Consider the following 12,371-nt stretch of genomic DNA (forward strand, 5'->3'; position numbering starts at 1 on the left):
CTTACCCTTTCCTCTTCTCGTCAGTATGCAACCTATGCAAGGCCTTCAGATCGGCGAGTACCATGATTTCGTCACCAGGAACGATCAATAGTTCTGGGGTGGGAAGTTGAGTTAGATGTCCATTGTGTTGCAGCGCAATCACGAGCAGATTGTCTTGCTCGCGGATCGCTCCGATGGTTCGTTGCCCCAACGAGCTGCCAGCATCAATGACAATGGCCTGGCTGGCAAAGATGCGTTCGCCAAGATCAACGGCATGATCGATCTCGCGTGAAATGGCAGCGGCAGCAAGGGTCGGTGCCGCCAGGGCCGAGGTGCTATAGACCGTATTGATCCCAAAGAGGCCTGAAAGCCGTTCGGCTAGCACATCGCTAAACACACGCAAGACCAGATGCACCTCAGGTCGGAGCGAACGTGCGACCATACCAATCTGCAGATTGACGAGGTCGTTACCAACAACAGCAGCGACCGCATAGGCATCAGCAATGCCAGCCTTTTCCAGGACGGCTGCCTCACGCGCATCGCCACGTAGAACACGTACGCCACCTGCTTCAAGATCCTCGATCTGCCAACGTGGCGTATCGGGCATGCAAATCGCCACGAGATTTGGCCGAGGTTTCATCTGCAAAAGCAACCGAATGATTGCCGAGCCAACTTTGCCCATACCACAAACAATGACGGTATTGGCGCGTGGTGCATTATGCACCGGTTGCATCTGGGCACTCAGAAAACTCAACTTGCTATCAGCCCGGTTGGCGCGACGCGCCCGTTCAAGGGCATCCAGGCTACCCAATAGCAAGATGCGATCATTGCCTTCGATCCGGGTCATGAATGTGCAGCGGCGCTCGTAACGCTTGGCATCACGTAGCCGCAAAACGCGTACCCCGTACGCCTGCTCAATCGCGCCAACAAAACCGGTCAGTCCACTCTCGTCTGCTACCGTCACCTCCGAGAGGGCAAGGGGGCCGCCGGGTAGATGAAAGACATGCAAGATTGCTTCGCTGACGGCGGCCGCAGCCAGCGTCGGTGCGGCCAGCGCTGATGAACTAAAAGCAGTATTGCGTCCAATTGTCAGCTCAAGATTCTCATCGAGTTGACGATTGAAAATCCGCATGACTGTCTGCAAGCCAGGGCATTTGCGGCGAGCAGCGAGCGCGATTTCAACATTCAGCAGGTCATCATTGATGGCTGCGATCAGGCTGTGTGCGCGCGTGAGCCCGGCCTGTGTCAAGACCTCTGGCTCACGTGCATCACCCACGATCAACGGTACTTTCAAGCGGCTCATGGTCATGGCAAACTCGCTGCCCATGTCATGATCAATCGCCACCACCTCGTACCCAACATCAAGCAGTTGCAAGACCGTGCGATAACCGACGCGCCCGATGCCGCAGACAATCACGTGACCACTGAAGGTACTGGCGAGGGCGGTCTGCCATCCTTCGCGTCGCAAACCCTTGTCAAAGAGCCGCTGCGCAAAATCAACCACACTCTGCAGCAGGAAGAAGAGCCCGAAGAGAGGAACGCCAAAGAAGATGAGCCTCCCGCCCAAATCGTTTGGAAAGTCGGTCGGAGCTTCAAACACAAGCAGCAGCAGTGTCGCATAGAGCGACGTCGCAAAGTCGCCGTCTACCCCGCAGAATGCGCCAGATTCTACACACAGGCGGGGAAAATAGTCAAGCCGCAGGTACAACGCACTGGCAAGCAATAGAACAACGAGGCTCGCCAGCGGCACCCACGCTTGCCGTAGGAGCATCCGCAGATCGTAAAGATTAGCACGCAAAAGTCGCCAGAGCGAATAGCTTCGTCGCCGCTGGCGTAGGCGCTCAAGCCGAATTTCGTCTTCCGACGCGTTGAGTGTGCTCATCGTGCAAACTCACACGAGTCAGTCGTGAAGCGTTGCATGGCTTACCGCAATGAGTCGCTCAAGCCGTTCGAGCGCGGAGCCCCCGTCAATGCTAGCACGCGCCAGGGCGATCCCCTCTTTGAGTGAAGAGGCTTTATCGCCTGCGATCAAGGCTGCCGCTGCGTTGAGCAAGACCACATCGCGTCGCGGGCCAATATCGCTGCCCTCCAGAATGCCCCGTACAATCGCCGTATTGACCAGGACATCACCCCCACGCAGCGCCGCCTGGGGCGCACGGGCAAGGCCCACATCTTCGGGGGTAAACTCGTATGAACTGATTGGATGCCCATGACGGACTTCGACAATCAGATTGGTACCACTGAGGGTTAGTTCGTCCATGCCACCATCGCCGTGGACAACGAGGGCATGCGCACTGTCAAGACGGGCGAGGGTGCGCGCCAGTTTCTCGGCGAGGGAAACTGAAGCTGCCCCGATCACCTGATGGCGAGCCTGAGCCGGATTTGTCAACGGGCCAAGAATGTTAAAGGCTGTCCGAATTCCGATCTCACGACGGACTGGCCCGGCAAAGCGCATCGCGGGATGAAAGGATGGCGCAAACATAAAGCCAATGCCTGCCTCACGCAAACAACGTGCGACTGCCGACGCATTCATCTCAATGCGCACCCCCAGACCCTCCAACACATCAGCGCTCCCACAGACGCTCGACATCGCCCGGTTGCCATGTTTGGCGACGGTCAGCCCGGCACCAGCCACAACAAACGCAGCGGTTGTACTGATATTGAAACTGAGCGACCCATCTCCTCCGGTGCCGCACGTATCAACCACAGGGCCTTCGGCAACAACCATCGTCGCCTTACGCCGCATCACCTCAGCCATACCCGCTAGTTCCGCATCGGTTTCACCCTTCAAATGAAGGGCCGTCAACAGAGCCCCGATTTGCGCTGGGGTCGCCGACCCAGCCATGATCGTCTCCATCACCTCAGCCGCCTGATGCTGACTCAAATCCCGGCCCGCAACGACCGCCACAATCGCCTCACGAATCTCCAAAATCTTCTCCCTCTACCCACCAATTACTCTTGCCACCTGGTTGGCCAGGGCGGGCATGATTGTTGCCACATCGCCGCGCAGCACAGCATCAGCCATATCATCAAGATACGTAGCCTCAAGATTGACGATCACCAGACGCGCCTTGCGCCGCAGCGCAATCAAAGGAAGATCGCACGCAGGCGCGACCTCAAGCGATGTTCCGGCGACCACGACAAGATCGCACTCTTCCAGCGCTTTCTGGGCCAACCAGAAGATACCCTGCGGCAGTGGCTCATCAAAAAGCACGACATCGGGCTTGAAAGCCCCCCCGCACTCGCATCGCGGGGCAGCGCCGCGCCGTACATCGCCGAGCAAAGAAGGCATCGGCACCTGACGATCACAGCCCTGACACGTTGCCTGGCGCAGATGACCGTGCAATTCATAAACCTTGCGCGAGCCACCCGCCTGATGCAGGCCATCAATATTCTGGGTAATCACCGCATGAATCTTGCCAGCACGTTCGAGTTCGGCAAGCACAAGATGGGCGGGGTTCGGCTGAGCCGCAAGCATTGGCGCAAGCAAGCCTTCGAGCCACGCGTAAAAGGTATCGGGATTACGCCGAAACGCCCGCAGCGACGCAACTTCCACGGGATCATACGAGGCCCACACCCCATCATCACTGCGAAAATCAGGAATCCCGGAAGGGCGACTGTACCCGGCCCCGGTCAACACAACAATTCGTTGCGCCCGGGCAACCAGTTCGCTCGCCCGCTCAAGCATCTGGTTCATCTCCTTCCTCCTCTGCATGCTTTCTACAGTATACAGCGCCCCTCATGATGCTGCAATTGACTCCATTTAGCGCCTGCGCACAAAATAACTACTCACCTCATCACGAAAGCGCAATTCCCAGGCTGGCTGTTCCTCGGCCCACGCAACCAGGGCTGCCTGCTGTTCGTTACTGAGCAAGAGACCGTCAATCTGGTACGCTTCAATCAAGGACTCGACCTTCGTTCCAGCGTTAAGACGTTGATAGTCAAGCCATTGCTCAAGAGGATACAGTTCGATCCGTGGATCGGCCCACACCTTCTGCTCGGGTGCAGCCCAAATTAGGTAGCTACCATAGCCCATATCATGGAAGAGCCGCTCAGGACGCTGGGGATCCCGGCGGAGCAAGGCAACCGCGTCAACTGGTGTCTCAGGCGCAAGCAATGAACCCACTTCGGGTGGAAGGTCAAGCCAGGGTTTGACCCAGGGCAACGCAAGCACGAGCAAGAGGCTGATCAAACCAATGAGTATGGCATTGGCCATCGGCAGCCCTTGATACAGCGGACGTGTCGGCACCTCGGCGGAACGCCAAGCCGCCAGTTGCCGTGCCAACAAGGGACTCACAACGGCAACAAACCAGATATTATTGCGCCCCGCCCCCAGCGCTAGCCAGAGAAACGCCCCCGCGAGCAGCATATCCACCGGATCAGGCCGTGTATGCGCATACGCAAGAATGACAATGCCCGCCATCACAAAGAGAAAAAAGATCGCCCCATTGAGATCGCGTGTGGTTGGTGGCGCCCATTCAGTGACCAGTTGCGTCACCTGTGAACTGCTCAGCAAATTGCCTACATACCCGAGCACCTGTAGCCCACCAGGATTGATCAGCCAACTCAGCCCGGTCAAACTGCCGATGATGATCAGTTGCACGAGGGGTGGACGCAAAGGTGCGGTGCTGCCCTGACGCCGTGCCCGTCGTCGCTCGATCCAACGGCGCAAAACTTCCCCCACAAAGACAAGCCCGATCAATGCACCACCGAGCACAAATGAACCGTGGACATTGACCCAGATCATCCCAAGCAGGGGCAACAGCAGCAGCGGCGGCCAGAGCCACTGTTGTCGTCGTGGCTCGTGAGGGTCACGCCAGACCGTCAATAGATAGAGATAGATAATAAAGATGACCAGGGCATAACTCTGTGGGCGTACCAGCCAGTTATCAAACGAAGCAGGCAACGTACCAAGCAAAAGCACACCCACGCTCAAGCGAAGACGCCCGCTCTGCCTGATCGCCAGACGCAGCAACAGCCCGTAGGCACATGCAAGCAGCAGTGCCTGCACGAAAATGATCAGCGGAGCGCCCCCGACCGAAAAGAGTAGATACATCCCAACTTGAGCCAGCCAACTCTGATTATAAAAAGGTTGCCCAGCCTGGGTATACGAAAAACTATCGACCGTTGGAATCGTCCCGGTGGCGACGATCACGCGCCCAGTCGCCATATGCCACCAGAAATCGTGGGGTTGGATTGGCGTCAACAGAACCCTGAGCGCAACAAATGCGACGCCAGCAAAAAGCCAGACGTGATCAAGGCTCACGCCACGCTGACCAGTTTGTCCTCTCTGCTTGACCTTCATCATATCTACCACTACATCAACCACCCCAAGCAATCAACGGCGCCGCCAAACTTCACTTGTGTCATCTTGAAACGTGCGTTCCCATGCAGGGAACGTCGCAAGCGTTGTGGACAGCCCTGCCTGGCGAGTCTGGTGCAGGAGCACGCACTTGACGTCGTGGTCATCAAGAAATGCCGCCACCTCACGCCCGGCACTCACGTCGATATAGGTTTGCCAAAGCTCAAAGGGAAAAAGCTCAATCCGGGGATCGATAAAATGCAGATCCTGGGGATAGTGTGCCCAGGCCAAATATGAACCATAGCCCATTTCGTTGAAGAGCCGACCGTCGCACGGCTCGGTGCGCAGGTGTTCAGTTGCGGCCACGGGCGTATCAATGGTAAACAGCAGGGGCGCCCCAGGCATATCGACAAAAAGCGCTTGATAGGGCGCGGGCAAACCCAGATATGGTTTTGTCCAGGGTTGCACGGCAAGCACTGCGATCAACAAAAAGAGCGCCACTGCCAGATTTGCGACCGAGCCACCGCCGCGTTCTTTGCGTGCTGGCAACCCTGTGGTTCCGACCGTTGGCCGTGCGGACGCCAAGCTCTGGGCCATAATCGGCATAGCGGCAAACCCAAACCAGACAACATAGCGTACGCCAAGAAAGCTCTGCCAAGCAAGGCCACACACCAGAATCACCTCGGTGATGGTCGGGCGGCGGCGTCCAAGCCCAAACGCCGCAAACAAGGCGAGCACGCCAAGGTAAAAAGCCGCCCCGGCAAGATTCCGTGGCGTGGGCGATTGCCACTCGACGATCAACGCCTGACTAGCCGGATCATTCAACAAGGCCTGCACGTAGCTGAAAATGCCGAAGCCCAGTGGATTGATCAGGGTCGCAAGCAGCATTGCGCCAGTGACCAGATAGAGTGGACGAAGGCGATACCAGGCCAGCGCACGTGGCTGCCGCAGGATGCGACGCAACGTTTCGCCAACCACAAAAGCCCCGGCAAGCAACAGACCCATCACGAACGCACCATGCACATTCACCCAGAAGATCATCACCAGGGGCAGGCTGATCAACCAGCGTGGCCCGATGCGGCCATCAACGTAGCGTCCCAGCACAAACAAAGTAACGAGAAACGGCACCCATGACCAGTTCTGAGTTCGCGTGGTCAGGTTATTAATCGTCATAGCCGCCGCAAAGAGGGACGCCAGGGCGGCCAGACGCCACGATCCACTACGGGCATGGGTCTCATACGCGACCAGGGTATAGGCGGTTATGCCAAGAAGATTGCGCACGAAGATCACAAGGGGAAAGCCACCAAACGTATAGATTTGAAAAAAGAGCCACTCGCCGAGCCAACTCTGATAGACATACGGGGCTTCGGGAGGCACTCCCCAGGCAAAAAGATTCGTTGTGGGCAAGCCAGTGGTCGCGGTCAATTCACCAGCTTTGAGGTGCCACCAGAAATCGTTGGGACTTGTCGGGGCAAGGCTGATGAAGACCGCAATCACACTGAGCGCCAGCAACACCCAGAGGTGATCCAGACGCACGAGGGGCAACTGCCGTGTGTGATCAGATGATGTAGAGGGCACGAGGGTAATCCAGTCAGGTAAGAAACCAATACTCTCAGGCTATCGCTATTGGTTCGCTCAATCGTTATAATACCATTAGACGATAACGGTCGCATATTCATATGAGAGGAGGAATGGGCCTGTTATGCTCACTACAATTTCACCCACCAGACCAGTTGTTTTGCCTCATTTTGTGGCTATCACCAACTGTACGGTTATTGTGCCAACCTATAATGAAGCCGAGAACATTGGGCAACTCATTCCACGCATTCTCGAGCATGACCGCTTCCGTGTGCTGGTGGTTGATGATGGTTCGCCTGATGGCACAGGTGATCTCGTTGCAGAGATGGCGCGTGACCAACCACGCCTTGGTTTATTGCGTCGGCCTGGCAAACTTGGGCTCGGCAGTGCCTACATTGCGGGTTTCCAGCGGGCACTCGCCGAAGGTGCCGAGTTCATCTTTGAGATGGACGCCGATTTTTCCCATGATCCCGGGTATTTGCCAGCCTTGCTGGCGGCAGCCGAAGCAGGAGCCGACCTGGTGCTTGGTTCGCGCTATGTTGCCGGGGGTGGCACCACCGATTGGGGGCCTGGTCGCCAACTGATCAGCCGTGGGGGCAACCTCTACGCTGGTTTCATTCTCGGCTTGCCGGTTGCTGACGCGACCGGGGGCTTTCGCTGTTACCGGCGTCATGTGCTCGAACGCCTTGAGCTGAGCCGCATCCGCTCGAATGGGTATGGCTTCCAAGTTGAAATGGTCTACCGTGTCTTACAGGCCGGTTTTACCATCCGTGAAGTGCCAATCATCTTCCCCGATCGCAGGGTCGGGCGATCCAAAATGTCGCGCCGCATCGTCCTCGAAGCGTTGATCAATGTCTGGAAGTTGCGCTTTGGGCGCATCTAAGGAAGATCTATGTCAATCGAAGAGCTTATTCAGAAACTCGAAGGCACGCTGACAACCTATCGTGAAGACCAGGAACGCTCGCGGCGCGAACTCAGTGAAGTTGAAGTTCTGGTCCGCCAGAGCACGATTGAGGTCGAGAAACTTGCCCAGCGCGAGTTGTCGGTCTCCAATCGCGTACGTGATCTCGAAGTCAACCTTGAACGCTACAGCAAAGACGAGATCAAGAACTTTTACACCACCTCCCAGGAGGTGCAGATGCGTTTGCAGATCATGCGGGGGCAACTGGAACAGATCCAGAGTCGGCGTGATATGCTGCGGACGCAACAGGGTCAAATCGCAAATGTGGTTGGCTTGCTCAGCGATCTCCTCGAAGCCATGCAGACCGGAGGCTTCTCGGCTGGCGCACAGAACCAGAACGGGATCGACACCGAAGCGATGATTGCCAATATCATTCAATCACAAGAGAGCGAACGCCTACGCCTTTCACTGCAGATGCACGACGGGCCAGCTCAATCCATGAGCAACCTGGTACTGCGCGCTGAAATTTGCTATCGCCTGATTGATCATGATCTCGAACAGGCTCGTTCCGAACTCAACGCCCTCAAGAACGCGATCAATACAACGCTGCAAGATACCCGGAAGCTCATCTTTGACTTGCGCCCAATGACCCTCGACGACCTTGGCCTGGTACCGACCGTGCGCCGTTATACGACTCAGTTCAGTGAAAAGAATAAGCTCGAGGTAAATCTGATGATCCAGAACCTTGAACAACGCTTGCCGAATCACTATGAAGTGATGATCTTTCGCTTCATTCAAGAGGCCCTCAATAATGTAGCCCGTCACGCCAATGCCAATCAGGTGCGCGTCTTGCTCGATGGCTCTGGGCATACGTTGCAGATTATCATCGAAGATGATGGGCAGGGTTTTCACGTGAGTGATACACTGGAACATGCCCGTGCACGTCGCTGTATGGGCATTGCCAATATGCGCCAACAGGCCGAAGTGTTGCTGCGCGGCGAGTTTGGTATTGAGAGCGCGATAAACCGAGGCACCAGAGTGGCGGCTAACATACCCTTACCCTGACCGATGGCGTGGTCTATTGGACTACGTCATCACTTCTGGCAGTACCCTGAGTTGACAGGACTTTCAGACTATTGCAGATGAGCCAGGGTGAAATTATACTGAGCATGTGGTAATAACCCTCAGGGGTATATCTCAAACAGGAAGGAGGTGACAGACATGCTACGCAGCTTTTTTGCTAAAGAAGAGGGCCAGGGCCTCGTCGAGTACGCACTTATTCTTGTGCTTATTGCTATTGTTGTTATTGGTATTTTGACAGTACTCGGCAACAAGGTTTCGCAGGTCTTCTCGGGTATTAATAGCGGCCTGAAGGTATAGTCTATTTTCCTGTCAACCTAATGTGCGACGCCCCTCCGAAACCGAGGGACGTCGCACATTTCTTTGTGGGACGATCTCATTAGCCAGCGAAGCTGGTTGATGAGCCGTCCCACAAACAATTTTGAGGGCTGTGCCCTGTGTGCATGAGGTGAGCGCAAGATCTTTGCAAAAGGTGTATAATTCGTCGTGCCGGTTATTTGACTAGTACAACAATTGTTCACGTGTGCAGGAACTTGATGGCATGACAACGCTGATCCTCTACAATGGCCCGATTTACACGCTTGACCCGGCTTTGCCAGTGGCTCAGGCGCTTGCGGTGCGTGACGGACGAGTCGTTGCGCTTGGCACCGAACGTCAGGTTCAGGAGATCGTGGCGATAGCTGGCGGAACCCACGAATTGATTGACCTCGCTGGTCGCGCGGTTGTGCCTGGGCTTACCGATGCCCATGTCCATATTACCTGGCAAGGCTTTACTCGTCGTGAAGCCAATCTGGCCGGCGTTGCTACGCTTGAGATGGCCTTGGAGATGGTGGCCCAGCGGGATGCTCGGTTGCCTCAGGTGGCCTGGCTGCGCGGCAGTGGGTGGGATCACGTGCTCTGGGGGGGGCGTTGGCCAACCCGAGATGATCTTGACCGGGTTTGCCTTCACCGCCCGGTGATCCTGTTGCGCAAGGATGGTCATTCAGCCTGGGTCAATCGTCGCGCCCTCGAACTGGCAGGCATTACTGCAGCAACGCCAGATCCTGCGGGTGGGCAGATTATGCGTGACAACGATGGTGAACCAACCGGCATTCTGGTTGACACAGCGATGGATCTGGTGCGTGCGGTTGAACCGCGACTCAGTGAGCAAGACCGACTCGGTGCGCTGCAGGCGGCCTTCGATGAAGCCTTGAGCTATGGGATCACCAGCATCCATGTGCCTCCGGGCACTGATCCTGCTGATGCCTCAACTACCTTACGTGATCTGCAAACGATGCGTCAGCGGGGCTGGTTGAGCGTACGTTGTCTGGTTTATATGGCTCAGCCCGATCTCGATGCGGCGATTGCGCTCGGGTTGCGCAGTGGCTTTGGCGATGCCTGGCTCCGCCTTGGTGGGCTCAAGCTCTTTGCCGATGGCTCACTTGGCTCGCAGAGCGCGGAGATGCTGAGGCCGTATGAGGGTACGAGCAGTACGGGGCTGGCGATGATGCCACCTGAGGTGCTTGAGGCAACAATCAGGCGGGCAAATGCCCACGGGATAAGCGTTGCAGTGCATGCAATTGGTGATGCCGCCAATCGCAAGGTGCTTGATGCCATCGAACGGGCGCTGCACGACCGCCAGGCTCAGCCTGAGGCTTTCCCGTCGCTGGCCTTGCCGAACCGGATTGAGCATGTCCAGGTGCTGCATCCCGCTGATATACCTCGTCTCGGGCAACTCGGCATCATTGCCTCGATGCAGCCGATCCACTGTACCAGCGATATCACCGCCGCCTCGCAGCTCTGGGGGGGTGAGCGCTGTCGCTCGGCGTATGCGTGGCGCAGTGTCCAGGCCAGTGGCGCGACGCTCGCCTTTGGTTCCGATGCGCCCGTTGAGACGATGAATCCGTGGTCGGGCATCCACGCTGCGGTAACTCGTCAACGCCCCGATGGTACCCCGGTAGACGGTTGGTATGCCGAGCAATGCCTGACGGTCGAAGAAGCCCTACGGGCCTATTGTTATGGGCCGGCAGTGGCAAGTGCTGAAACCGCAGTGAAAGGGACACTGACCCCCGGTAAACTGGCCGATCTTGTGGTGCTGACCGGTGATCCCTTGCAGTGCCGTGCGGATGAACTTGGAGCGATAACGGCAGCGATGACGCTTGTTGATGGGCAGGTGGTGTTTGAACGATCGTCATCAGGCGGATGAGGAAAGGAGCAGGCGAAGGCTTGACCTTCGTCGGTAGGTATGTACAAGAATAGAGCCTTTATCGCTGTTTCAAGTGGCCACTTTGTGGTTGATGTGCTCAATAGTACGGGCGCCGTGTTGCTCGCTGTGCTCAAAGAGCCACTCGGGTTGAGTTATGCGCAGATCGGAACGGCCCTGGCGATCTATCTGCTCATTGGTTCATTGTCACAGCCATTGTTTGGCTGGCTTTCCGACAAGGTCCAGGGCCATACGATGCTGCTCGCGGCCGTCAGTGTCGCCTGGATGGCGTTCTTCTTTACGCTGGTAGCCCTTGCCCCCACCTGGACATGGCTTCTGCCCGTTTTTCTGCTTGCCGCCCTTGGCAGTGGCCTCTTTCATCCGATTGGCACCGCAGCTTCGTCAGTGGCGTTGCCTGACCGTGCGGCCAGTGCGACGTCGATCTTCTTCTTTTCAGGCCAGGTCGGCCTCGCAGTGGGGCCTTTTCTCGCCGGTATTCTCGCCGGTCGCTTTGGCGCGATTGGGTTGCTCCCGTTAACCGCAATTGCCGTTATTCCCATTGGCCTCTTGCTCGCTTCGGCCCGTACGCAAACCAAGGCAGAACCACGCCAAAAGCCGAAGACCTCCGCCCAGCAGACAGCACGTACCTGGACGTTGCTTGGGGTTGTGCTGATTGCAGCGTTTGTGTTGCTGGTCGCAGTGCGCTCGTCGATCCAGGCAATCTATCAGGCGTATCTGCCGCAACTCTTCCAGGGGCGCGGTTGGGAGCCAGCGCTCTTTGGGTTGCTGGCCGGTGTCTTTATGGCTGCCGGGGCCGTCGGGCAGATCCTCAATGGGATGCTCGCGGATCGTCACGGGATGCGCGTGGCGATTGTTGGCCCGTTGCTCTTGAGTGTACCGGTTGGTCTGCTTTGTCTCTTGACTCCATCGATTGCGCTTGCGTTTATCGCGTGTGCAGGCGCAGGTTTGCTGATTGGTGGTCAGCATAGCGTGCTGGTGGTGCATGCCCAGCGTATGTTGCCCGTCCAACGAGGTTTTGCCGCCGGACTGATCCTTGGGTTTACCTTTGCCAGTGGGGCCATCGGGACCTGGGTGGCTGGTCAACTCGCAAACCAGGTTGGCATGCAGACGGTGATGGTCTGGGCGACGTTGCTGGGCTTGCCAGCGGCGCTGCTTGCACTGGCAATGCCTGGGACACCGCGTGTCGTCAGGGAAGTGGCGGCACCTGCATCAGCAACGGATTAGGCTGTTTGACGCAAAGGCGGAGAGGCGCAGAGGTTTGAAGTAGCTGTATGCGCAGCTTTGCGCCTTTGCGTCAACACGAGTCAACCTTCTGTGCAAGGTATTGG

10 protein-coding genes are annotated in these 12,371 nt (G+C 57.0%); 5 read left to right on the forward strand and 5 right to left on the reverse strand.

Features of this window, described 5'->3' with window-relative positions; all coding sequences use genetic code 11:
* Position 1: 1 nt before the first annotated feature.
* The 5 genes from EKD05_RS00875 to EKD05_RS00895 form a co-directional block, all read right to left on the reverse strand.
* On the reverse strand, positions 2-1,861 hold the full coding sequence (locus EKD05_RS00875) for a TrkA family potassium uptake protein (protein ID WP_129670410.1): 1,860 nt from the start codon (positions 1,859-1,861) through the stop codon (positions 2-4).
* Positions 1,862-1,879: 18 nt separating this feature from the next.
* Complete coding sequence (gene trpD / locus EKD05_RS00880; RefSeq protein ID WP_129670411.1) at positions 1,880-2,908, reverse strand: anthranilate phosphoribosyltransferase; 1,029 nt, start codon at positions 2,906-2,908, stop codon at positions 1,880-1,882.
* Between the two features lie 12 nt (positions 2,909-2,920).
* The gene (locus EKD05_RS00885) at positions 2,921-3,676 is read right to left on the reverse strand and encodes an NAD-dependent deacylase (protein WP_129670412.1); all 756 of its coding nucleotides are present in this window, start codon (positions 3,674-3,676) and stop codon (positions 2,921-2,923) included.
* Between the two features lie 66 nt (positions 3,677-3,742).
* Positions 3,743-5,287 (reverse strand): hypothetical protein, encoded by a 1,545-nt coding sequence (locus EKD05_RS00890; RefSeq protein WP_240695566.1) that lies wholly within the window; start codon positions 5,285-5,287, stop codon positions 3,743-3,745.
* 30 nt (positions 5,288-5,317) lie between these two features.
* On the reverse strand, positions 5,318-6,859 hold the full coding sequence (locus EKD05_RS00895; RefSeq protein ID WP_129670413.1) for a hypothetical protein: 1,542 nt from the start codon (positions 6,857-6,859) through the stop codon (positions 5,318-5,320).
* A 124-nt stretch (positions 6,860-6,983) separates the two neighbouring features.
* On the opposite strand from EKD05_RS00895, the gene EKD05_RS00900 reads away from it, so the two are divergent.
* From EKD05_RS00900 to EKD05_RS00920, 5 genes are all read left to right on the forward strand, one after another.
* Complete coding sequence (locus EKD05_RS00900) at positions 6,984-7,742, forward strand: polyprenol monophosphomannose synthase (protein WP_129670414.1); 759 nt, start codon at positions 6,984-6,986, stop codon at positions 7,740-7,742.
* Positions 7,743-7,751: 9 nt separating this feature from the next.
* Positions 7,752-8,825: a sensor histidine kinase gene (locus EKD05_RS00905; protein WP_129670415.1), complete on the forward strand. Its 1,074-nt coding sequence runs from the start codon at positions 7,752-7,754 to the stop codon at positions 8,823-8,825.
* Positions 8,826-8,981: 156 nt separating this feature from the next.
* Complete coding sequence (locus EKD05_RS00910; protein ID WP_129670416.1) at positions 8,982-9,140, forward strand: Flp family type IVb pilin; 159 nt, start codon at positions 8,982-8,984, stop codon at positions 9,138-9,140.
* 241 nt (positions 9,141-9,381) lie between these two features.
* Positions 9,382-11,025 carry an amidohydrolase gene (locus tag EKD05_RS00915; RefSeq protein WP_129670417.1) on the forward strand — a complete coding sequence of 548 codons (1,644 nt, stop codon included), beginning with the start codon at positions 9,382-9,384 and terminating at the stop codon, positions 11,023-11,025.
* A gap of 39 nt (positions 11,026-11,064) precedes the next feature.
* Positions 11,065-12,267 carry an MFS transporter gene (locus EKD05_RS00920; RefSeq protein ID WP_129670418.1) on the forward strand — a complete coding sequence of 401 codons (1,203 nt, stop codon included), beginning with the start codon at positions 11,065-11,067 and terminating at the stop codon, positions 12,265-12,267.
* The last annotated feature ends 104 nt before the right edge of the window (positions 12,268-12,371 follow it).

It is taken from the genome of Candidatus Chloroploca sp. Khr17 (assembly GCF_004138165.1).
GTDB lineage: Bacteria > Chloroflexota > Chloroflexia > Chloroflexales > Chloroflexaceae > Chloroploca.